General features: G+C 37.9%; 25 protein-coding genes. 4 read left to right on the forward strand and 21 right to left on the reverse strand.

The features are described 5' to 3' along the window. Both NXS10_RS07655 and NXS10_RS07660 read right to left on the reverse strand, forming a co-directional pair. On the reverse strand, positions 1 to 1,819 hold a 1,819-nt coding region (locus NXS10_RS07655), incomplete at its 3' end, for an N-acetylmuramoyl-L-alanine amidase (protein WP_259139234.1). Between the two features lie 113 nt (positions 1,820 to 1,932). Continuing rightward, the gene (locus NXS10_RS07660; protein WP_259139235.1) at positions 1,933 to 2,481 is read right to left on the reverse strand and encodes a tRNA (cytidine(34)-2'-O)-methyltransferase; all 549 of its coding nucleotides are present in this window, start codon (positions 2,479 to 2,481) and stop codon (positions 1,933 to 1,935) included. 338 nt (positions 2,482 to 2,819) lie between these two features. Here NXS10_RS07660 and trkA point away from each other — a divergent pair, with 338 nt between their 5' ends. After that, positions 2,820 to 4,169: a Trk system potassium transporter TrkA gene (gene trkA, locus NXS10_RS07665; protein ID WP_259139236.1), complete on the forward strand. Its 1,350-nt coding sequence runs from the start codon at positions 2,820 to 2,822 to the stop codon at positions 4,167 to 4,169. A gap of 3 nt (positions 4,170 to 4,172) precedes the next feature. After that, entirely contained in the window at positions 4,173 to 5,612 is a 1,440-nt protein-coding gene (locus tag NXS10_RS07670; protein ID WP_259139237.1) for a TrkH family potassium uptake protein, read from the forward strand. A gap of 25 nt (positions 5,613 to 5,637) precedes the next feature. Here NXS10_RS07670 and yidD read toward each other — a convergent pair whose 3' ends face one another. From yidD to NXS10_RS07740, 14 genes are all read right to left on the reverse strand, one after another. After that, positions 5,638 to 5,880, reverse strand: a complete 243-nt coding sequence (gene yidD / locus NXS10_RS07675) for a membrane protein insertion efficiency factor YidD (protein ID WP_259139238.1) — start codon at positions 5,878 to 5,880, stop codon at positions 5,638 to 5,640. Beyond that, complete coding sequence (locus tag NXS10_RS07680; protein WP_259139239.1) at positions 5,877 to 6,599, reverse strand: pseudouridine synthase; 723 nt, start codon at positions 6,597 to 6,599, stop codon at positions 5,877 to 5,879. Before NXS10_RS07680 ends, yidD begins: the two co-directional genes overlap by 4 nt. Beyond that, on the reverse strand, positions 6,596 to 7,165 hold the full coding sequence (gene scpB, locus NXS10_RS07685; RefSeq protein ID WP_259139240.1) for an SMC-Scp complex subunit ScpB: 570 nt from the start codon (positions 7,163 to 7,165) through the stop codon (positions 6,596 to 6,598). The genes NXS10_RS07680 and scpB overlap by 4 nt, the downstream gene beginning before the upstream one ends. Continuing rightward, complete coding sequence (locus tag NXS10_RS07690; protein ID WP_259139241.1) at positions 7,162 to 7,896, reverse strand: segregation/condensation protein A; 735 nt, start codon at positions 7,894 to 7,896, stop codon at positions 7,162 to 7,164. Before NXS10_RS07690 ends, scpB begins: the two co-directional genes overlap by 4 nt. Further along, positions 7,886 to 8,635 (reverse strand): site-specific tyrosine recombinase XerD, encoded by a 750-nt coding sequence (gene xerD / locus NXS10_RS07695; RefSeq protein ID WP_259139242.1) that lies wholly within the window; start codon positions 8,633 to 8,635, stop codon positions 7,886 to 7,888. Before xerD ends, NXS10_RS07690 begins: the two co-directional genes overlap by 11 nt. Then, on the reverse strand, positions 8,628 to 9,098 hold the full coding sequence (gene cbpB / locus NXS10_RS07700; RefSeq protein WP_259139243.1) for a cyclic-di-AMP-binding protein CbpB: 471 nt from the start codon (positions 9,096 to 9,098) through the stop codon (positions 8,628 to 8,630). The genes xerD and cbpB overlap by 8 nt, the downstream gene beginning before the upstream one ends. After that, positions 9,095 to 9,613, reverse strand: a complete 519-nt coding sequence (locus NXS10_RS07705) for a metallophosphoesterase (protein ID WP_306345025.1) — start codon at positions 9,611 to 9,613, stop codon at positions 9,095 to 9,097. Before NXS10_RS07705 ends, cbpB begins: the two co-directional genes overlap by 4 nt. After that, positions 9,595 to 10,563 (reverse strand): nucleoside-triphosphate diphosphatase, encoded by a 969-nt coding sequence (locus NXS10_RS07710; RefSeq protein WP_259139244.1) that lies wholly within the window; start codon positions 10,561 to 10,563, stop codon positions 9,595 to 9,597. The genes NXS10_RS07705 and NXS10_RS07710 overlap by 19 nt, the downstream gene beginning before the upstream one ends. After that, positions 10,560 to 11,354, reverse strand: a complete 795-nt coding sequence (racE, locus tag NXS10_RS07715) for a glutamate racemase (RefSeq protein WP_259139245.1) — start codon at positions 11,352 to 11,354, stop codon at positions 10,560 to 10,562. Before racE ends, NXS10_RS07710 begins: the two co-directional genes overlap by 4 nt. Positions 11,355 to 11,494: 140 nt before the next feature. Then, a complete protein-coding gene (locus tag NXS10_RS07720; protein ID WP_259139246.1) occupies positions 11,495 to 11,737 on the reverse strand; it encodes a YneF family protein in 243 nt (80 codons plus the stop codon). 83 nt (positions 11,738 to 11,820) lie between these two features. Continuing rightward, entirely contained in the window at positions 11,821 to 13,071 is a 1,251-nt protein-coding gene (locus NXS10_RS07725) for a diaminopimelate decarboxylase (RefSeq protein WP_259139247.1), read from the reverse strand. A 107-nt stretch (positions 13,072 to 13,178) separates the two neighbouring features. Continuing rightward, a complete protein-coding gene (locus tag NXS10_RS07730) occupies positions 13,179 to 13,865 on the reverse strand; it encodes a Bax inhibitor-1/YccA family protein (protein ID WP_259139248.1) in 687 nt (228 codons plus the stop codon). Positions 13,866 to 13,958: 93 nt separating this feature from the next. Then, positions 13,959 to 14,462 (reverse strand): HD domain-containing protein, encoded by a 504-nt coding sequence (locus NXS10_RS07735; protein ID WP_259139250.1) that lies wholly within the window; start codon positions 14,460 to 14,462, stop codon positions 13,959 to 13,961. 36 nt (positions 14,463 to 14,498) lie between these two features. Beyond that, positions 14,499 to 15,239 (reverse strand): TrmH family RNA methyltransferase, encoded by a 741-nt coding sequence (locus NXS10_RS07740; RefSeq protein WP_259139252.1) that lies wholly within the window; start codon positions 15,237 to 15,239, stop codon positions 14,499 to 14,501. 50 nt (positions 15,240 to 15,289) lie between these two features. Here NXS10_RS07740 and NXS10_RS07745 point away from each other — a divergent pair, with 50 nt between their 5' ends. Both NXS10_RS07745 and yidC read left to right on the forward strand, forming a co-directional pair. Then, on the forward strand, positions 15,290 to 15,568 hold the full coding sequence (locus NXS10_RS07745; RefSeq protein ID WP_259139254.1) for an acylphosphatase: 279 nt from the start codon (positions 15,290 to 15,292) through the stop codon (positions 15,566 to 15,568). Between the two features lie 145 nt (positions 15,569 to 15,713). Further along, positions 15,714 to 16,643 (forward strand): membrane protein insertase YidC, encoded by a 930-nt coding sequence (gene yidC / locus NXS10_RS07750; RefSeq protein WP_259139255.1) that lies wholly within the window; start codon positions 15,714 to 15,716, stop codon positions 16,641 to 16,643. A 51-nt stretch (positions 16,644 to 16,694) separates the two neighbouring features. Here yidC and greA read toward each other — a convergent pair whose 3' ends face one another. The 5 genes from greA to zapJ form a co-directional block, all read right to left on the reverse strand. After that, positions 16,695 to 17,177 (reverse strand): transcription elongation factor GreA, encoded by a 483-nt coding sequence (gene greA, locus NXS10_RS07755; RefSeq protein ID WP_259139256.1) that lies wholly within the window; start codon positions 17,175 to 17,177, stop codon positions 16,695 to 16,697. A gap of 18 nt (positions 17,178 to 17,195) precedes the next feature. Continuing rightward, positions 17,196 to 18,971 (reverse strand): endolytic transglycosylase MltG, encoded by a 1,776-nt coding sequence (gene mltG, locus NXS10_RS07760; protein WP_259139257.1) that lies wholly within the window; start codon positions 18,969 to 18,971, stop codon positions 17,196 to 17,198. Between the two features lie 81 nt (positions 18,972 to 19,052). Next, positions 19,053 to 19,535 (reverse strand): GNAT family N-acetyltransferase, encoded by a 483-nt coding sequence (locus NXS10_RS07765; RefSeq protein WP_259139259.1) that lies wholly within the window; start codon positions 19,533 to 19,535, stop codon positions 19,053 to 19,055. Positions 19,536 to 19,606: 71 nt separating this feature from the next. Next, positions 19,607 to 20,938 (reverse strand): UDP-N-acetylmuramate--L-alanine ligase, encoded by a 1,332-nt coding sequence (gene murC / locus NXS10_RS07770; RefSeq protein ID WP_259139260.1) that lies wholly within the window; start codon positions 20,936 to 20,938, stop codon positions 19,607 to 19,609. A 29-nt stretch (positions 20,939 to 20,967) separates the two neighbouring features. Continuing rightward, entirely contained in the window at positions 20,968 to 21,546 is a 579-nt protein-coding gene (gene zapJ, locus NXS10_RS07775; RefSeq protein WP_259139262.1) for a divisome accessory protein ZapJ, read from the reverse strand. Between the last annotated feature and the right edge of the window lie 4 nt (positions 21,547 to 21,550).

A 21,550-nucleotide genomic window follows, 5' to 3' on the forward strand; every position in this document is an offset into this window, starting at 1 on the left:
CTGGTTCTGGAATATCAATATGGTAAGAACCTAGATTCACTGCACTGGTCGTGCCATCGGTGTAGTCTGTGTAGACATGAACAATGTAGTCATCAGTATTACCAGCGTGGTCTAAAATATTTATCGTTTGATGAACTTGGTTGTTCTTAACTACTGGAGCGTACCATTTGAGATCGTCTTGACCCTTGTCTGCTGACCATACGGCGATATGCGCATCTTTAATCTGTTTCGTTTTTTCGCTACCTCTTACGACAACATCAAAGGTAGGTTTATCTTTGCTATAGTTCTCAACTTTGATTTCTGGTTTTTCTGTAGGTGTCGGAGTAGGTTTAGTAAGAGAGGTTGACGGACGATATTTATCATAGTAAGCTAAAATTCCCTTCGTAACACCCTCAGCTAATTTTTCCTGATAAGCAGCAGTATTAATTTTATTAAATTCTGCTTGATTAGAAATAAAGCCTAACTCTACCAAAACAGCAGGGGCTGTTGTCTCACGTACGACAGCAAAAGTTTCACGTTTGACACCATTATTCTTACTACCTGTTTGAGCAACAACATTTGATTGAATAGCTTGTGCCAACTCACTACTGCGTTTGAGACGCTCTGCATTGTTATGATAAATTTGGTTAATTTTAGAAGGATACTGGCTATCATATTGGTAATAATAAGTCTCAACACCGTTCGCACCTTGAGAGCCAGCATTAAAGTGTAAACTCACAAAAATATCTGCTTGGCTATTATTAGCACGATTTGAGCGGTCTAATAGTTCAACGGTAGCATCAATATTACGACTCGTAATAACATTATAACCCGCCGCTTCTAGTTTTTTCTTGACAAGATTTTGAACAGATAACGTCAAGTTTTTTTCGGATTGTCCAAAATAACTTGCTCCTGGGTCAGAGCCACCATGCCCAGCGTCCAAATAGACAACTCTGTTAATGACATTATACTTCCCTTGTGAAGCTGAATTCCCCAAAGTTTTATCCCTTGGTACATCAAAATGATAGCTTCCCAAGTTGACACCATAAGTTGTGCCGTCTACATAGTCAGTATAGACATGAACAAAGTAATCATCAGTATTACCAGCGTGGTCTAAAATATTTATCGTTTGACGAATTTGATTGTCCTTTGCTACTGGTGCATACCATTTGAGATCGTCTTGACCTTTGTCTGCTGACCATACAGCGATATGGGCACCCTTGATAGCCTTACTACTATCTGTTCCCACAACAGCAACATCAAACGTCGTTTTATTCTTATCGTAATTGATGACACCTACCGCTGGGTTGTCAGTTGCCTCGCTACCCATAGAAGCTGTATCTTCAACTGCTGTGGTTTCTGGAACTGTTTTTTCCGCTACAGCAGTCTGGGAGGAGCTAGTTGCCTCTTGAGTAGTTTCTACTACTGTGTTTGTTTCTGTCTCAGAAGTTTTGACATTCTCTTGGCTCGCTACGGTGTCACCCTCATTTTCGTTAGACGCTGTTACACTAGCTACCTCACTCGTATTTGATACAACGTCCGCTTCTGATGTCTGATTAACGACTGAACTAGATGCTGTAGTGACTTGAGTATCGCTTTCAGCAGATGGTGTAGTATCTTTAGAATCTTCTTGCTGATCAATATTAGCTACTATCGTTTCTGTACCTACTGCAGTAGACTGATTATCTGTTACTTCATCCGCCCGAACACCAGCAGAAAAGAAAACAGCTGTCCCCAACAAAGCAGATACGGCACCTAAAGCAGATACCTTACGAATACCAAAACGCTGTTTCCGAACAACTCTATGTTGATGTAATCTTTCCACACGTGAATAATGCATCCCACAATAACCTCGTTCCTATTTCTCTATGCTCTCATATTAACATGATTCTAAAAGTTTTTCAAGGAATTTTAAGCTTTTTTTAAGCCGAAAACCACTGATTATGTGAGCTTTTATTTTAGCTTATCTTTTTCATAAATATGACTCAATTCCAAATTTGGAAAAGATTGCTGTCGAAGTGCCTCATAAACAATCATACAGACCGTATTTGAAAGATTGAGACTTCTGACGTGCTGATCATTCATAGGGATACGCAAAGCTTTGTTAGCATGTTGACGCATGAAAGCTTCTGGTAACCCTTTATCTTCACGTCCAAACAAGAAGTAATGTGTACACCTATCGTTATAATCTTCCTGCGAATAGACACGACTCGCAAACTTGCTAATCAGGTGAAGCTTACCTTTGCAAACCTCCAAAAACTCCTCCAGACTATCGTAAAAAGTAACATCAAGTTTATCCCAATAGTCAAGCCCAGCTCGTTTCATTTTTTTATCGTCAATAGGAAATCCCATAGGACGAATGATATGGAGAGGACTGTTTGTAGCAGCACAAGTACGAGCGATATTCCCAGTATTTGCAGGAATCTGCGGTTTGAATAAAACGATATGGTTGTAACTACTATCACTACGGTGATTATGTTGGCTGAGTGATTCGATATTCATGCTGACTTCCTCACTTTAATATATAATAAAAACCACATTGCTCGGAGTCTAGCTCAGCAAACAATGTGGTTGTACTTACTCATTATCTTAAATCATAACAGGTTTGATTTAAAACAACGAACTATCATCTTCACCATTATAACATTTATGATTTATCTGTCAATAGCCTTTTTCATTTTTTGAGAAATATTTTTTCAATGAAGGTTCTCTTCTTTTATTAAAAAATTGTTATTTATTACAAAACATAGACAATTCTATGTATTTTATATCTTTTTGGCCATTTATAGTTACTTTTTTTCAAAAAAAGAGTATGATAAAAAGATAGTTCGGAGGTTAATATGAAGATTATTGTTGTCGGTGGCGGTAAAGTGGGTACAGCACTTTGTCGCTCACTTGTCGGCGAAAAACATGATGTTATTCTCATTGAGGAAAAAGAAATTGTCCTCAAACGTGTCAGCAAACGCTATGATATTATGGGCATTGTTGGCAATGGTGCAAACTTTAAGATTTTAGAGCAAGCTGAGGTTAAAAACTGTGATATTTTCATTGCCCTCACCGATAAAGATGAGCTCAATATGATTTCAGCTGTACTGGCTAAGAAAATGGGAGCTAAAGAAACTATTGTACGCGTGCGTAATCCAGAGTATTCAAATGCCTACTTCAAGGAGAGAAATTTTCTAGACTACTCTATGATTGTCAATCCTGAACTACTATCTGCACGTGCAATTGCCAATATTGTAGACTTTCCAAATGCCTTATCTGTAGAGCACTTTGCCAATGGTCGTGTCATGCTAATGGAATTTAAAATTTCTAAAAACAGCAAATTATCTGACTTATCTATGAGCCAATTTCGAAAACGCTTTGGTAAAATCGTCATCTGTGCTATTGAGCGTAATGATCATCTTCTCATTCCAAATGGTGAGGCTACTATCCAAGAAGGAGATACCATTTTTGTTACGGGAAATCGGATTGAAATGGTTCTTTTCCACAACTCCCTCAAATCAAAAATGGTAAACAGCATGATGTTGATTGGAGCTGGCAGAATTGCTTATTATCTGCTCAAACTCCTTAAAAATACACACATCAAAGTAAAGCTTATAGAGATTAATCGTCAGCGTGCCGAACTCTTTAGTCAAGAATTTCCAAATGTCAATGTCGTTCTAGGAGACGGTACAGCAAAACCTATTCTCATGGAAGAAAATGTTACATACTACGATGCTGTAGCAACAATGACAGGGGTAGATGAGGAAAATATTATCACTTCGATGTACTTAGAATCACTTGGTGTTAGTAAAAATATCACCAAAATTAACCGTACCAGCTTACTGGAAATCATCGATCGTAAAGAGTTTTCAACGATTATCACCCCAAAAAATATTGCTGTAGATAGTATTATGCATTTTATCCGTGGACGCTACAATGCCAAAGACTCTAACTTAGAGTCACTCCATCACGTGGCAAATGGACGTATCGAAGCACTAGAGTTTGAGATTACAGAGGCAACAAAAATTGTGGATAAACCGCTCTCTAGCCTCAAACTCAAGTCCGATATTTTAATTGCAGCCATCATTCGACAGGGAAAAGCCATTTATCCAACAGGCGAGGATAGACTACAGTGTAATGATAAAATCGTTGTGATTACACTCAAGCAAAACATCACACAACTTAGTGATTTGATTGCGAGGTAGAGTATGAATCAACATATGGTACGTTATCTTCTCTCAAAGTTACTCTTTATTGAGGCAACTTTATTGATTGTCCCCCTTTTCGTAGCACTCATCTACCACGAGTCTGCCAAAATATTGCTAAGTATTTTGGCAACTATAGCTATCTTGGTCGTACTGGGAACGATTGGAAATTGTTTAAAACCACGTGACCATCACATCTACACCCGTGAGGGAATACTGATTGTTGCGCTTTGCTGGATTTTATGGTCATTCTTTGGAGCTTTGCCTTTTGTCTTTTCAAAGCAGATTCCAGATATGATTGACGCTTTTTTCGAGGTTAGCTCAGGCTTTACAACAACTGGAGCTACGATTTTACCTGATGTCAGCGTGCTATCACATTCACTGCTATTTTGGCGTAGCTTTACCCATCTCATTGGGGGAATGGGAGTATTGGTATTTGCTCTTGCTATTATGGAAAATAGTAAAAGTAATTATCTTGAAATGATGCGTGCGGAGGTTCCTGGACCTGTTTTTGGTAAGGTCGTTTCTAAACTAAAAGAAACCGCACAAATCCTCTACATTCTCTATCTTGTTATGTTTGCTATTTTTACAATTATCCTCATTATTGAGGGAATGCCCATTTTTGATAGTTTTGTGACAGCCATGGGTACAGCTGGAACAGGAGGTTTTGCTGTTTATAACGACAGTATGATTCACTACAACAGTCCGCTTATCACCAATACTGTCTCCATCGGTATGTTGGTATTCGGTGTCAACTTTAACCTCTACTATCTCCTTTTGCTTGGCAAATTCAAATCTTTCTTCAAAGATGAAGAACTAAGAACGTACCTTGGTATTGTCTTTGTAGCGACAGCACTCATTGCACTCAATGTCCTTGGTATGTATGATAACTTCACAGATGGTTTAGAGAAAGTCTTCTTTGAAGTTTCAACCATCATTACAACAACTGGATTTGGAATTACTGATTTGTCTCATTGGCCTTTATTCTCACAGTGCATTTTGTTACTATTGATGTTTATCGGAGGATCAGCAGGATCAACAGCTGGAGGTCTCAAGGTCATGCGTGTATTGATTTCAGCAAAAATCTCACGAAATCATATTCTCTCAAACCTCTATCCCAACCGTGTCCTGTCTCTTCACATCAACGACAGTGTCATTGATAGAGAAACCCAGCGAGGTGTTCTTAAGTACTTGACAATCTATGGGATTATTTTCTTAGTCTTAACCCTTTTTTTAAGCCTTGACACTAACAACTTTATGGTGGTAGTTAGTGCTGTAGCGTCTTGCTTTAATAATATCGGTCCCATGCTAGGAACGACGGATACCTTTGCTATTTTTAGCCCCTTCTCAAAACTTTTATTAGCTTTTGCTATGATTGCAGGACGTCTCGAAATCTATCCTATCATCCTTCTATTGTTACCTAGAACATGGTCTAAACTCTAAAAAATAGCGTGTGTCTCTGACACCGCTATTTTTTAGGTGATCTTCTTAGTGTAAAGTGGTCTGGCACAGGATCTTCTCCCCCCTTAACGAAAGGATGACAACGTAAGAGTCTTGCTATTCCCATCACAACTCCTTTTAGACCATGCTTTTGCAGTGCTTCTATCATATATGATGAGCAAGTAGGGTGGTAACGACAAGTCGCTGGAAAAATTGGTGAAAGGTAGCGCTGGTAGCATCTGACAATCCAAATGAAGAATGCTGATATCATTTACGATTAACGGCTACATTATGTAGCTGACTGACTTCTTTTTTTCTTAGCTTACGGAACTCACCTGGTCGCAATCCTGTCAAATCCAGTGTGCCGAACTGAATTCGTGAAAGTTTATCCACTAAGAGACCAACCTCTTCAAACATTTTTTTGGCTTGATGATTACGCCCTTCATGAATTGTCAACTCAACTACAGAACGATTTTTTTCCTTATCCACCCTGACGATATGATAGTGGGCAGGTTTCGTTTTTTTCCCATCAATCAAAATACCACGCGTCAAGGGACGTAAATTGTCTTTTGTTGCTATCCCTTTGACACGCGCTAAGTAAATTTTATCAATCTCATTACGTGGGTGAATCATTTTATCTGTAAAATCACCATCGTTAGTCAAAATGAGAAGACCTGAAGTATCCCAATCTAGACGCCCAACTGGATAGATACGCTCCTTGACTCCAGAAAGTAAGTCAACAACTGTCTTGCGCCCTTTATCGTCAGAGACACTTGAGATGACTCCACGAGGTTTATTAAGCAGATAATAGACTTTTTCTTCATTGTAGATAGGGTTTGCATCAATCTCAACACGATCACTTGAAGTCACCTGTGTAGCAAGGTTATCAACAACTTTACCATTTATAGTGACATGTCCATTTTTAATCAATTCTTCTGCTTTTCTTCGACTTGCAACACCAGCATGTGCGATGTACTTGTTTATTCTCATTCTTCTTTCCTTTCGTTTTCTTCAAGGTTAAATAAGGTTAACTCTTGGTCAACCAACTGGATATTAGACACATCCATCAGTTCATCAAGATGATTAATTCCCATATAATCTAAAAAATAATCTGTCGTTGCGTAAATCTTTGGACGTCCAACCACCTCTTTTTTCCCTATTTCCTTAATCAATCCAAAAGCTTGAAGTTTGCTGATAGCTCCACTTGAGTTGACTCCACGAATATCATCAATTTCGATGCGCGTAATAGGCTGCTTATAAGCGATGATCGAAAGAACCTCAAGACTAGCTCGCGACAGGCTTTGGTTAATCGGTGATGTCGAAAAAACACGCAATAAATCGGATAGACTGTCTTTTGTTACCAATTTGTAAGTTTGTGATGTTTCTAGCAAACAAAGACTGGAATCCTCATCCTTTTCGTAACGATTTGCTAATTTCTCCAACTGCTGTGTGAGCGCAGTCGGTGATAAGTCTAGTAACTCTACCAATTGACGAAAACTAAGTCCATCCTCACCTGCCACGAAAAGAAGCGCCTCCAGTCGTGCTAAATAATTCATCTTCCTTGTCCTTTTTCTGTTTTATTTTCTTTAGAAAGCGATAGGTAAATTTTACCAAAGTGTTCGAGTTGTCGGACATCTACTCTTTGCAACTTTATCAACTCAAGAGTGGCTAAAAAGAGAGTGAGCATTTCATTTTTTTGATGACATTCTTCAAAAACCTCTTGTAAACAAAGTTTTTTATGACTTTCCATACGCTCAAGTAGGTATTCCATCATGTCTTCAATGCGATAGTCATCTCTCTCAACAACTGTATGTTGTTGCAAAAGTGTCTCTTGGTGATTTGTCATAATTTTTGAAAACGTCAAAAACAAGTCCATGATTGTTTTATCATGTGCTAAAGTCGTCTCTTCAAAAATAAGCTCTTGCTTTGGTTTTGAATAAAATTGAGCTCGCTTATTATGCTGTTTAGCAAGTTCTTCGCTCAGTTCTTTGAACTGACGATACTCCTCAATCTGACTAAGCAATTCCTGCTCCAAATCCTCTTCATCAGGAAGCGAAACAACCATTGTCGGAAGTAACTTTTGACTCTTAATCACCATCAGTTGACTGGCCATGACCATGTATTCGCTCGCAATTTCCAGTCGCATCGCCTTAAGTGTCGCAATGTAAGCAAGATATTGCTCGATAATTTCTACAATGGGAACATCATAAATATCTACTTCATACTTTGAAACAAGATGAAGAAGAAGATCCAGAGGACCTTCAAAATCTTTTAACTTAATATCCATTAAAATATTTCTCCAGTGTCACTGCACTTTTGAGACCTAGCTGCTGTGCAATTTGCTGAGCTGTTTTTCCAGATGCTTTTTCATTCAGAATATACTGTGTGCGAAGTGATTGAGCGGTTTCATTTGCTAGACCAATCCCTTCTAGATAAGTTGTCAATTTATTAAAGTACCATTGTCTCGAATAGGGTTTACCGTTATGAGAAAAAAGATAGCCCTTTTTCATTACCTTTTTTTTGAGCGGTGCCACCAATTGTTTAGGCAAGGTTACAATGCGCAGACAGTTCTTTTTCTCAAGACGTATAACACCAAACTCTAGGTCAATCATCTCATTTTTAAGGTAAGCAATTTCAATAGGTGTAAGCCCCAACTCTACTATTAAAAGAGCTATCAGCTGACCATCTATATCAGCATAATTAGTATACAACAGAGATTTATCGATTAAGTTTGGCTGCTTGACTGGCTGATGTGAGTTCATAGGGGAGGAGATGTGAAACTTATAGGCATAACCAATGACACTTTCTTGATACAAAAACCACAAAAATTGATTAAGCGTGGACTGTTTACGCTTTTTAACCGCCAACGACTTTGTTTGAAGCTTTTGCTCGTAAAGTCGCAACTTATCAAGCGTTAGCTGATTATTCACTTCCTGTAAAAACTGGTTGATGTCATAGCGATAGTTTTTTTGTGAACTTTCTGATAAGTTCTTTTGGGATAAAAAATCGTTTATCAGATTAGTCATGTTCTTTTGGGAGGATGTCATATTCATTTGTAAAATCATGAAGTAAGCTATTAACAGCTTTTAGAATCGATTTGCGTGTAATGATGCCTTGAAAAATAAAGTCGTCATCAACAACAGGTAAGAAAGGATAGTCGACTAACTTATGCATAATCTCAGTTAAACTAGCATTTTCATGCAAAGGTTCAATTTTGGTATTTACCATAGGGGCAATGTCACTACCTGTCACTTCCCAATCTGACAAATAGTGCTTTGCCTTATAACTAAGCATATCTGCAATACTAATCGTTCCTACATACACCTTGTCCTTAGTGATGACTGGAACACGTGACAAGCCATTAGCACTCAGAACGAGCATAACATGATCAGCGTTGTGTGTATCGATAAAAATGGCTAACTCATTCGCAGGAATCAAATAATTCTCTAAGTGTTTTAGTAAAAAATCTTCAAATGGTTTTGCAATCATCGTGTAAACTCCTGTGATAGTCGTGGATAAAGTTCATGGTTACGAGTGTAAAAATCTACTTTTATCGTCTCCGCAGTCACTGTGACTAGGGCATAAAGTTTTTCTGCGACCTCACCTCGTGGCTGAAGGACACTACCTGGATTGATAAAAACAGTTCCTTTCATAGACCAAGCACTCGCTCTATGAAGATGACCATAAAGACAAATATCTGCACGTGCTTCCTGAGCAAATAAATCCAACCTATCCCACATAAAGTTAATCTGATAAAGATGTCCATGCGTCTGAGCAATCGTTACATCATCTATCTTGACAACGTTACTTTCAGAATAACCATCATCATAGTCACAATTGCCACGCACCACATAAATCCCATTCCAAATAGGATCAGAGCTCTTAAGCTCAGAATCTCCATTGTGGAAAATAGCATCTACCTTACCTTGGTATCTTTCTTTGATATCCTTGACAATCTCATAATCACCGTGTGAGTCACTCATTACTACAAATTGTGTTGCCATTGTGGAAATACCTCCATCAGTTTTTGAACAGCTTTTCCTCTATGAGATTGGCTATTTTTTTCTTCAGCAGATAACTCAGCTGCTGTTTTCCCAGTGTTCCCTACCAGAAAGAGTGGGTCATAACCAAAGCCATTTTCTCCTCTTGGTTCAAAGCCAATATAACCTTCCCAGTTTGCCTCAACGACTAGACTATCTTTACCAGGAGCAGCAACGACTAAAGTCGTATGAAATTGAGCTTTCCTATCTTTTAACTCAAAAACCATAGCTAACTCGTGCAGAAGTTTAGCATTATTTTTAACATCATTAGCTTCTGGCCCTGAAAATCGAGCTGACCACACTCCTGGTAGTCCACCTAAGGCGTCCACTTTAAGCCCTGAATCATCTGCTAGTACCATCTTATCCGTTAACTGTGAAATAGTCTCCGCCTTAAGACGAGCATTTTCCTCAAAAGTCATACCTGTTTCCTCAACTTCTGGCAAATCTGGATAATCATTGAGATTTTGAACGGATATACCTAGCTTAGCAAATAACTGACGAAATTCTTTGGTTTTTCCTTCATTGCGAGTTGCAATCAAAATTGTATCACCGAAATCAACTGCATTGCTATCTAAAAAATGCGATAAGCCTACTCCATCTGTCGGAATATGAACAAATAACACTTTTTCCCCTTCAAGGACAAGGACAGAACCTTTATGTGACACAGCACTTAAAGAGCGATTTTCAAGTGTATTGATAAGATTCAAATAAAAACGAATCAAACGAAAAGGCGAGCTATACCTGATAATGCCAAGAGCGATTTTCCCCTTGTTGTTCTCATCCATCAAAAGCGTCTCTAAAGACGTCAAGATAGAATCAATCTCATTAGAGGAGGAAAAGTTAAAACTATCCATTCCAATTTTTCCGACATACCAATCTTTATCATCTTTGTATTCAACTATATTTTCTGTCATAAATCTATATGCTCCACAGTAATTTTTCTTCTCATCCATTGCTCAGCAATTTCTTTAAAGCCTTTGGGACTGGCTGTTGTATAAAAATAATGTTCAACTTGTTTCTCTTTACGGTTACGATTAATCTCAAAATAATTGAGCAAGACTGATACGTCATGTACTGTCTCTGCTCCACTATCAATGAGCTTAACTGAACGTCCCATCACATTTTGAATAATAGGTTTTAATAAAGGATAATGCGTACAGCCAAGAATCAATGTATCCACTTTACCGACCAAGGGTGACAAAGTCTCATAGACTACTTTTTTAGCAACACTTGAAGTCATTTGATTGGACTCAACAATAGGCGCAAACTTAGGACAGGACAGGCTCTCAACCTGCATATCAGGAGCTAAACGCTGAATTTTCTCACGATAAATATCAGATTTAACTGTCATAGGAGTACCAATCACACCAATTTTTCCTAATTGCGTAGATTTAATAGCTGCACTTGCCCCAGGAAGAACGACACCTAAAACAGGTATCGTGAGTTGTTCTTTGATTTCTTTCCAAGCAACAGCAGTTGCAGTATTGCAGGCGATGACAATCATCTTGACATTTTGTGTTAATAAAAAGTTGACCATCTGCCAAGTATAGTCACGAATTTGCTCAGCTGGTCTTGAACCATAAGGAGCACGCGCTTGATCTCCGATAAAAATAATCTCTTCTTCTGGCAATTGCTTAAACATCTCTTTGATAACTGTCAAGCCACCAACACCAGAGTCCAAAAAACCGATTGGACGATTATCCATATCCTCTCCTTCTTTACCTATCTTGTTAAAAAAGAGTTTGAGACATATGCCCCAAACTCTTCCACCATCTAAGCTAAGTCTGACCCAAATTTCTGCTTAGTGGATACTGACTCACTCTTTTGGACAATCTCGTTGACTTTCTATTTTTTTCTTTTATTAGCAGCGGCTTTTGACTGTCTGATAATATTACGATAGGTTTGTTGAATTTTAGCTTCGCTTGGCTTTTGTCCCATTTGGCTCATCATCTCACGAATGGCATCTGGTGTCAAACGAGGATATTCACTGATTTCTTTGGTAAACTGACGGCGAGCAATAAAAATCCCACCAACAGATCCGACAAAAAGCGCAATGATAACCAATAAAATCCAAAGTGCAGTAGTCATTCTAACATTCTCCTCTACAAATTCTCTTAGTTTATTATACCAAAATAAAGCAAGAGAGACAAGAAAACAAGTGCTTCCTCATCCTATTTATCAAAATCAAAACCATATAATGTACTAAAATAATCTTGCGCTGTCTCAGCACGTCTAATCAACCTAGCAGTGCCATCTTCCTGCAATAAAATTTCAGCAGAACGCAAACGCCCATTGTAATTGTAACCCATGGAGAAACCATGCGCTCCTGTATCGTGAATAACAAGTATATCTCCAATTTTTATCTTGGGTAAGGCACGATTTTTAGCAAATTTGTCGTTATTTTCACACAGAGAGCCGACAACATCGATCGTTTCAAGCTCACCATTTGGATTAGAGAGATTTGTGATATGGTGATAAGCATCGTACATCGCAGGACGTAAGAGGTTAACTGCACAAGAATCAACACCAATATAGGTACGATAGGTTTCTTTACGATGTAAAACCTTTGTAATGAGATGACCATGTGGAGCAAGCATATAACGTCCAAGTTCGGTATAAATGCTGATATGACCAAGACCATTCGGTACTAAAATTTTATCGAAATTCTCACGAACACCTTGTCCGATAACTGTAATGTCATTTTGCTGATTGTCAGGGGTATAGTCCACACCAATACCTCCTGATAGGTTGATAAAATCTAACGAAATGTCAAGCTGCTCTTTTAATTCAACAGCAAGTTCAAATAACTGAGCTGCAAGCGTTGGATAATAAGCGTTCGTTACTGTATTTGAAGCCAAGAAAGCATGCAGTCCAAAAGATTGAACACCTTTTTGCTTTAACTCTCTGTATCCTTTAAAAAGCTGTTCTTTGGTCATACCAAACTTGGACTCTTCTGGATGATCCATAATGTCTGTTCCTAGCGCAAAAACACCCCCAGGATTGAAACGAAGTGACAATTTATCTGGTAAGCCACACGTTTCTTCTAAAAAGGCAATATCCTCATAAGCATCAAGATTAATAGTCGCTCCAATCTCACGAGCATAAGCAAATTCTTCTGGTCTAGTGTCATTTGAAGTAAAGCTAATCTCAGAAGCACTAAAACCCACCTTATGACTCATCAATAGTTCTACATCTGTCGCACAATCAACCCCACAACCTTCTTCCTTCAAAATTTTCAAAATTGTGGGATTCGGTGTTGCTTTAACTGCAAAATATTCTTTAAAACCCTCATTCCATGAAAAAGCAGCATTTACAGCACGAGCCGTCTCTCTAATACCTTTCTCATCATAGAGGTGAAATGGGGTTGGAAACTGCTTAGTCATAAAATCAACTTGTTCTCTCGTAACAAATGGTATCTTCATACATTCTGCTCCTTTAGTGTGCTAGTCATATTATAACATAAAAATGATAATTTTGTAGAAAATTCTGACAAGATAAAAAACAAAAAAACCGAGAGAACTCAGTTTTTTTAATCATTGCTACTAAACACACGAATCAGGCTCAAGAAAAGATTGATAAAGTCCAGATAGAGATTTAACGCCATAGAAATCGCCCAACCATCTGTTGTGTGACCACCTGTTGATTGATAGACACGCTTGATGAGTTGGTTATCATAAGCAATCAAACCTGAAAAGATAATCACAGATAAAAGACTAATAATGTAGCTCATCATGCCGTTTGCAAAAAATAAATTCAACACACTTGCGATAATCACACCAATAAGCATAGCCATAGCGGCCTTGGCAATACCTGATAAATCACGTTTGACAAAAACACCGATAAGCGCCATGACAAAAAACAAGACCATAGCAGATAAGAACGCCTGTAAAACAACAGCTTGTGCATAAGTAGCAATGATAAAGCTAAGTGTAAAACCATTTAAAGCTGAATAAAGTAAAAACAAAGGCAAAGCTGCTGGTGTATTTTTACGTGCAGCACTACTTGCAGTAAATACTAAAATAAGTTCTAATATAATCGCTCCGTAGTAAATCATAGGATTAGAATAGCTAGCAATCAAATTATCTGTAAAAACATAGAGCATCAAATAAGACACAAAAGCAGATAGACCAATCCCCATACCAACAAGACCATAAATCTTAGCAAAAAAATGATTGAGTCCAGAATCACTCTGTGTATAAATTACATTATCATTCATATCAATATCCTCTCAACTTGTAATAGTTCTATTCTAACATAAATATATCTTAAACGTCTATTATCTCTTTAAAAACTAAGTAAAACCTATCCTTTAACGATAATAACTGCCTAAAATTTTCTTGCTGTACGCAATTGGTTTTTGAAGCCATTTTTTCAAAGGGCGAGATGCTTCACGAACTGCCCAGTATTTATCAACCATAGTAACAATATAACCTTCTTTGTAGCGTGGCGGTGCAATGGTAGCACCCCACATGTGTTTCAAAATAATATCCTCTTCACGTTTATTGAGCGTAGTAATTTTTTGCGCATTACGCACCGCAATACGGGGATGAACCCAAGCATGCCCTTTATTAAATTTTGTCGTGCGCCAATCATAATAGAAAAAGTCATGCAACAGTCCCCCACGTGCCGTGCTACTAGCATCCCAGCCGAGGCGTTTAGCAATCTTATAACTGGTGTAGCTAACATGTATCGAATGCTCTAATCGAGTAGAGTGGTGATGTTGGACAATGCCATCTAACTTTTGAAAGCGAGGATGGTCAATAAGTGAACCAACAAGAGACATATATTCTTTATCTGTTTTATAAGATTTCATCGCAATCACCTCTAAATGCTATTATACCACCTTGACTTAAATAAGGCTGAAAATCAGAATGCCGGCAGCGACTGCAACATTGAGACTTTCTGCTTGTCCAAGCATATCGATATGTACTAGATAATCTGCACGCTTTGCCATTTCATCTGAGATACCTTTTCCCTCATTTCCCATGACAAGTGCAAAAGAAGAAAGAGGTTTTAGCTGGCGATAATCTATAGAATCTTTTGACAAGGTACTAACCAAAAGAGGAATATGATTTGCCTTCAAATCATCTAATATATCTGACATAGCTAAACGGTAAATAGGCAAATGAAAGTGACTACCTTGCATGGAACGTAGCGTTTTTTGGCTATAAATGTCTGCTGACTTATCAGAGACAATAACTGCATCAAAACCAGCTGCATCAGCTGTTCTAATCATAGTACCAACATTACCAGGATCTTGCACATCCTCTAAAATTAAGAAACGCTTCTTAGCTCCAATAGACCAGTCTTGTTTATCTAGAGCTATCTCAGCCACTACACCCTGTGGCGTTTGTGATTCTGTTAGTTCTTTTAATACATCGTAGGAAACTACACTGATATGCCTTTCCTCTTTTACACGCTCTAAGAAATCCTCCGTCACAAAGACACGTAATATTCCAGCCTTATTTGCTCGAGCTTCTTCAAGTAAATGCCAGCCCTCAATGAGATAAGATGTTTTACGATACTTTTTTTGGAGTAATTTTTTCGTCTTTTTGATGAGATTATTTGTCTTTGAGGTTATAATAGTCATAGGAAGATTATAACACAAATCACGTAACATCGGTAATAAAGGAGGAGAATATGAAAAAAGTACGCATAATTGTATCTGGACGTGTTCAAGGAGTCGGATTTCGTTACGCCACATACGCTCTAGCACTTGACATTGGTGACATCTATGGTCGTGTCTGGAATAATGACGACGGTACCGTTGAAATTCTCGCTCAATCACATGATAATAGCAAAATGGCTTCTTTTATAAAAGGTATCAGACAAGGACCCTCTAAATGGGCAAAAGTCACTTATGTCGACGTCAAAATGGCAAACTTTTCAAATTATCACGATTTTAAAATCGCCAATTAAAGTCTAAAGCTGTGCAATCCCTCTATATAAATCATGATAAATGCCAACTACGAGTACAAAAATCCATCCTAAGAACTATTGTATTCTATCTCAAAAAAAAGTAAAATAGTAAGGTAAAACTAAATTTAGAAAAAGGATTGTATCATTGAAAAAAAATAAGAAGCGTTTTCTCTTTTCAGGATTAGCTCTATCTCTATTAGTGTTGCTCTCTGGATGTGTCAGTGTCAAAAACGGTCATCCAACTGGAACGATTTGGAATATTCTTGGTGTTCCTATGGCAAATCTCATCACTTTCTTTGCCAAAAATCAAGGATTAGGATTTGGGATTGCTATCATTCTTGTAACCATCATTGTTCGCTTGATTATTTTACCACTAGGTCTCTACCAGTCCTATAAGGCAAGCTATCAAGCAGAAAAAATGAATTATCTCAAACCTGTTTTTGAACCAATCAATGAACGCATCCGTAATGCTTCAACTCAGGAAGAGAAAATGGCAGCACAGACTGAACTCATGCAAGCTCAGCGTGAAGCTGGTGTTAGCATATTGGGAGGAGTGGGATGTCTTCCTCTCATCATTCAAATGCCCTTCTTTTCTGCAATATTTGTGGCAACTCGCTACACTGAAGGGGTCTCAGAGGCAACTTTCCTCGGAATGTCACTTGGTAAGCAAAGTATCATCTTAGTGCTTATCATTGCTGCTCTTTATTATGTTCAATCTTGGCTATCCTTGCAGACTGCTCCTGAGGCACAACGTAGTCAAATGAAAACCATGACTTACACCATGCCACTTGTAATGCTCTTTATGTCTATTAGCCTTCCTGCTAGTGTTGCACTTTACTGGTTTGTCGGTGGTATCTTTAGTATCATCCAGCAGTTAATTGCAACTTATATTATTAAACCACGTTTACGTAAACGTGTTGAGGAAGAATACAAGAAAAATCCTCCTCGTGCCATCACACCAAAATACCGTAAAGATGTCACGCAGAAAACTAAAAATACAGCAGCAAAGAGTGCTATTTTACAACCAGCTCAGAAAAAACGTAATATTGGGAAACAAAAGAAACGTAAAAGCTAAATTAAAAGCTCTCAAGTTAAACTTGAGAGCTTTTAATGTAACATTCATCATCTAGTTTGTTTTTTCAACACTGATAATTTCGACAGTATAATCGCCAGCTGGTGACTCAATTACAGCTCTTTCACCTATCTTTTTACCAATGAGTGCTTGAGCAATCGGACTTTCATTTGAAATCTTGCCTGTAAAAATATCAGCACCAGTCGCACCAACGATAACATAAGTATCTTTATCAGTTGTTCCTACTTCTTGGACAACAACTGTTTTTCCGATAGCCACTTCATCTTTAGCAACTGCATCGCTATCAACGATTTCTGCATAACGAATTTTCGTTTCAAGCGTTGAAATTTGCCCTTCAACAAAGGCTTGTTCATCCTTAGCTGCATCGTATTCACTATTTTCAGAAAGGTCTCCATAAGAACGTGCAATCTTGATACGTTCAACAACCTCTGGACGACGAACTAATTTTAATTCTTCTAATTCTTTTTCAAGCTGTTCTTTTTCAGCCTGCGTCATAGGATATGTTTTTTCTGCCATTATTACTTACTCTCTTTTCTAATTTGAAATTTGACTGTTGACATATTTTTCAACATTTTTCTGATGGGTTTCATAGTCATTTGCATAATAGACTTTACCAGTCTTGACATCTGCTACAAAATAATAATAATCGGTGCTTTCAGGATTAAGAACTGCTTTGATAGCTGACAAGCCTGCGCTATCTACAGGTCCAGGCATGAGACCTGTATGAGTGTAATCATTATACGGCGAGTCTATGCTTGTGTCAATATTAGCATCTTCAGAAAGTGTAGTGGTCTCACCAAGTTTTCCCATTGCATATAAAATAGCGATATTACTTTGAAGTGCTTGTCCAGCGTTTAGACGATTATAAAAGACGCTAGCAATCATTCTTCTATCCTCATCTGTCTTTCCTTCTTTTTCGACAAGAGAAGCTAGAGTCAGAACCTGATTTACTGTCATCCCTTTATCTGAAATAGTTGTATAGTAATCAGAAAGTGCCGTATCCATCGTCTGAAGCATACTATCAACTAATTCTTTAAGATTTGTTGCTTTATAATAGTCATAAGTCGCAGGGAAGAGATAGCCCTCAAGCTGATAAATAGCTTCCTCTTTTGATGGCAAATTAGCTAGCAACTTAGGATATTTCTCAACCATTTCTTTGATAAAAGATTCATTTTTCATTAATTTCAAAAAATCACTTGCACTATAGGGTGTCTTGCTTGATTTTTTACTATTGGCATTCACTTCTATAGCTTTTGCAATCTGCTCAATCGTGTCACCTTCTTTGATTAAAATTTTGCCAAGAACAGGACGCGTTGGACTAGTTGTCCCTTCTTTTTGAAGGGCTTTTGCAATTTCATCTAATGACATGCTCTTTTGTAAATTAAAGTAGCCACTCTGATAATTGCTATAATTCTTAAATTTAGAATAATAGTTAAAAATCGTAGCATTCCGAATGAGACCTTTTTTCTCCAAAATTTGTCCAATCATCTTAGTTCCAGAGCCCGTTGGAATCTCAACCTGCACATAATCTGTTGATTTACTATTGACAGGTTTTAAACTACTTGAAACGTAATAAACTCCAAATCCACCGAATGCCAATAGAATAATCAAGGTGAAGGAAATAATATACAAAGCTAACTTTTTAGCGAGATAATCCCATCTCTGGCGCTTTCTTTGTACTGACTTTTTCGTTCTACGCTTTCCCACACTCTCCACCAACTCTTTCACATCTGACTCCGCTACTGCTGCCTCAGAAGTAAAATCATCTGTGACTGCTTGTTTTGTCTCTAACGCACTAGGCAACGGTTCTTCTTTCATAACAAAAGAAGAACCCCCAGATTCATTTTCTATCTCTGGGGTAAAAACTCTCTCCAAGTTATCCAAAACCTGGTGTACTTCTGTACGTCCTGCTGTCACATCAAGAAAGGAAGCATTTTCAAGAGGTGAGTTCTTCTCATCTTCCTTATTTGCAACAGTAGTAAAGGTCACGTGGTCAGAAGCGTTATTCTCAATGTTTTTTTCAGAAACAGTTTCCTGCGTCTCTGACAGGGTTTGTTTTTCTGTCTCTTGAGAATGGACGAACTCTCTTTCCAATGATGCTGTAGTATTGATAACATTAGACTGAGAATTTTTCTTTTCCAATTGTTGTGCTAATAAGCTAGCTTCTTGCTGTATTAGTTGATCTTGGTAAGATTCCTCCTCACGCTTCTGTCTAATACGCACGGCTTCTTCTAGCTCTGCTAGGATACGCTCTTTAAAGCTAACAAACTCCTGATTAGCTCTCTGCTTGTCGTCTTGATTATCCGCCAAAGCACCGTCCTCCTAATAGTAATCAAGTTATTATACCTTAAAAGGCTAGTAAAATCAAGCCTTACAACAATAGCTAGTTTCTCAGCAATACCAAAGCATATTGTACCAAGTAGATTGGCCATGTGATGAGAGCGATTCTCCCTCATTGCAAAAACCATTCATCTCATAATAGGTAATCAACTCCTCGTGACAGGTCAAGGTAATTCCCATGGCTTGTCTTGAAATAGCTACATCTTTTAAAGCTGCCAATAGCGCCGTTCCAAAACCTTGCTTTTTATAAGATTTTGAAACTGATAGACTCATCACCGCAATAAAACTGCCTTGTATAGGATTTTTAATAACCTTTTTGAAAATATCATCATTCAAGTACTTATCTAAAACAGCAGTAGCAACTATGTAGCCTACAACATTTCCCTCCACCTCAGCAACTAAAAAAGTATCATCTAACAACTCTATTCGCTCCCTCATTGCTTGAGGACTAGCTGCCTCAAAGATTGAAAAATTTGACTGCTCTATCTGACAGATTATCTCAAAATCTTCTAATCTTACATTTCTAATCATCATATCATTCTCCTACAAACAAGACTGAGCATTGCAAAGCTCAGTCTTTCTCACCAACCTTAACTTTTAGGAGATTATTGTCTATTTTTAGTTATGCCTGAGAGTAATTCTTCAAAAGAATGTTCGTAGAGTTGAATATCCCCAGCTCCCATAAAGACATAAACCGCACCATCATGATTAAGTAGTGGTGACACATTTTCCACTGCAATCACTTGGGCAGGTTTAATAATTTTAGTAGCCAAGTCTTCTACCTTAACATCTCCATGGTCTACCTCACGGGCTGAACCATAAATTTGCGCTAAATAGACACTATCAGCTTGATTGAGAGCTTCTGCAAACTCATCTAAAAGAGCAATGGTACGTGTAAATGTATGCGGTTGAAAAATGGCTACTATTTCACGAGAGGGGTATTTTTGGCGTGCAGCATCCAACGTCGCAATAATCTCAGTCGGATGATGTGCAAAGTCATCAATAATAATCGTACCATTCACTACCTTTTCGGTAAAGCGACGTTTAACTCCAGAGAAAGTTTTCAAATGTTCTGCTACCAACTCCATATCAATCCCCATCACATACAAGTTTGCAATAACAGATGTTGCATTCAAAATATTATGACGTCCAAAAGCTGGTACATGGAAACTTCCTAAAATAGTTCCATTATGCCTTACCTTGAAATCAGAACCACTTGTTGTACGTGTAATATCAAAAGCGGTAAAATCATCATTATCATTAAAACCATAATAATAAATGGGAGTATCACACTCAATCTTACGCAAGTAAACGTCGTCGCCATAGAGGAACAAACCTTTTTTCACCTGCTTGGCATAGTCATTAAAGGCACTAAAGACATCATCAATGCTTGTGAAATAGTCTGGATGGTCAAAGTCAATGTTGGTAATGATGGAGTATTCTGGATGGTAAGGGATGAAATGACGCTCATACTCATCAGACTCAAAGACAAAGTACTTAGCTTCCTTAGAGCCACGCCCTGTTCCATCACCAATGAGATATGACGTGTCTGTAATATTCTTTAAAACATGTGATAAAAGCCCAGTTGTAGAGGTTTTACCGTGAGCACCTGCCACACCTAAACTTGTAAACTGCTCCATAAAATGCCCTAAAAACTCGTGGTAACGTTTAAAGGGGAGGTTATTTTTGATTGCATAAGCAATCTCTACATTGTTATCTTTGCGAAAAGCATTCCCAGCGATTAATTCCACATTTTCTGTAATATTAGTCTCAGAAAACGGTAAAATGGTAATGTCTGCTTGCTCTAAACTGCGTTGTGTGAAATAATACTTGTCAACATCGCTTCCTTGGACTTTATACCCCATTTGATGAAGCATTAAAGCAAGCGCACTCATTCCTGAGCCTTTTATTCCGATAAAATGATAGACTTTTGACATTTTTCTTCCTCTTTAAGATAACAAATAAACTAACCTTCAAAGCGAGCTAAATTTAACTCTTGAGCCGGCTCATGAAATGTTTGTTTATTTTTGGGGTTGTAGATTTGACTTGTTTTCAAGAAATCATAATTGTTTTTTTGTGATTTCAGATTTAATTTATTCTTAGGTTCTTTATAGACCTTTGGCAATTCCGCTAAAATATAATCAGCCTGTGATAATCTGCCAGAATATTTGGCATAATCACCTTGACGTTTATTTCTGATAGGTGCAGAAACAACTTTTTTAGACAACTCAAAGCCCGTTGTTTTAGTGACATCTTTAGTCAAATAGGTCTGACGCTTCTTTTTGACATCTTCCTTAGCTTGCTGTCTAGCCTGCCTAGCATAAGACTTACCACTGGCAATATCTTTTTGATGGCGCTGAACCTGTCTTTGATTAGGTCGCACAACTCTGTGATTTGATACAATATCATCATAAGATTTTTCATGATAAACCCCATGAATATTGCTAATCAAATCTTCATTATCATACAAAGACATGATAGCCTCTTCTGTACTGACTGGCTCACCATCCGCTACAAGCGGAAAAGATTTTCTGTCTTGATGCATAGCG

The sequence above is a fragment of the Streptococcus sciuri genome (genome assembly GCF_024814375.1).
GTDB classification, from domain to species: domain Bacteria; phylum Bacillota; class Bacilli; order Lactobacillales; family Streptococcaceae; genus Streptococcus; species Streptococcus sciuri.

Bases quoted from the DNA above. Each gene is read 5' to 3' on its own strand.
- NXS10_RS07745 (WP_259139254.1), top strand. From the start codon at position 15,290: ATGAAAAAAGTACGCATAATTGTATCTGGACGTGTTCAAGGAGTCGGA.
- yidD (WP_259139238.1), bottom strand. From the start codon at position 5,880: ATGATATCAGCATTCTTCATTTGGATTGTCAGATGCTACCAGCGCTAC.
- cbpB (WP_259139243.1), bottom strand. From the start codon at position 9,098: ATGATTGCAAAACCATTTGAAGATTTTTTACTAAAACACTTAGAGAAT.
- greA (WP_259139256.1), bottom strand. From the start codon at position 17,177: ATGGCAGAAAAAACATATCCTATGACGCAGGCTGAAAAAGAACAGCTT.
- NXS10_RS07765 (WP_259139259.1), bottom strand. From the start codon at position 19,535: ATGATGATTAGAAATGTAAGATTAGAAGATTTTGAGATAATCTGTCAG.
- NXS10_RS07730 (WP_259139248.1), bottom strand. From the start codon at position 13,865: ATGAATGATAATGTAATTTATACACAGAGTGATTCTGGACTCAATCAT.
- NXS10_RS07690 (WP_259139241.1), bottom strand. From the start codon at position 7,896: ATGGATATTAAGTTAAAAGATTTTGAAGGTCCTCTGGATCTTCTTCTT.
- NXS10_RS07740 (WP_259139252.1), bottom strand. From the start codon at position 15,239: ATGACTATTATAACCTCAAAGACAAATAATCTCATCAAAAAGACGAAA.
- NXS10_RS07660 (WP_259139235.1), bottom strand. From the start codon at position 2,481: ATGAATATCGAATCACTCAGCCAACATAATCACCGTAGTGATAGTAGT.
- NXS10_RS07735 (WP_259139250.1), bottom strand. From the start codon at position 14,462: ATGAAATCTTATAAAACAGATAAAGAATATATGTCTCTTGTTGGTTCA.
- murC (WP_259139260.1), bottom strand. From the start codon at position 20,938: ATGTCAAAAGTCTATCATTTTATCGGAATAAAAGGCTCAGGAATGAGT.
- racE (WP_259139245.1), bottom strand. From the start codon at position 11,354: ATGGATAATCGTCCAATCGGTTTTTTGGACTCTGGTGTTGGTGGCTTG.
- NXS10_RS07720 (WP_259139246.1), bottom strand. From the start codon at position 11,737: ATGACTACTGCACTTTGGATTTTATTGGTTATCATTGCGCTTTTTGTC.
- NXS10_RS07705 (WP_306345025.1), bottom strand. From the start codon at position 9,613: ATGGCAACACAATTTGTAGTAATGAGTGACTCACACGGTGATTATGAG.
- NXS10_RS07670 (WP_259139237.1), top strand. From the start codon at position 4,173: ATGAATCAACATATGGTACGTTATCTTCTCTCAAAGTTACTCTTTATT.
- trkA (WP_259139236.1), top strand. From the start codon at position 2,820: ATGAAGATTATTGTTGTCGGTGGCGGTAAAGTGGGTACAGCACTTTGT.
- NXS10_RS07680 (WP_259139239.1), bottom strand. From the start codon at position 6,599: ATGAGAATAAACAAGTACATCGCACATGCTGGTGTTGCAAGTCGAAGA.
- xerD (WP_259139242.1), bottom strand. From the start codon at position 8,635: ATGACTAATCTGATAAACGATTTTTTATCCCAAAAGAACTTATCAGAA.
- NXS10_RS07710 (WP_259139244.1), bottom strand. From the start codon at position 10,563: ATGACAGAAAATATAGTTGAATACAAAGATGATAAAGATTGGTATGTC.
- NXS10_RS07725 (WP_259139247.1), bottom strand. From the start codon at position 13,071: ATGAAGATACCATTTGTTACGAGAGAACAAGTTGATTTTATGACTAAG.
- zapJ (WP_259139262.1), bottom strand. From the start codon at position 21,546: ATGCATCAAGACAGAAAATCTTTTCCGCTTGTAGCGGATGGTGAGCCA.
- scpB (WP_259139240.1), bottom strand. From the start codon at position 7,165: ATGAATTATTTAGCACGACTGGAGGCGCTTCTTTTCGTGGCAGGTGAG.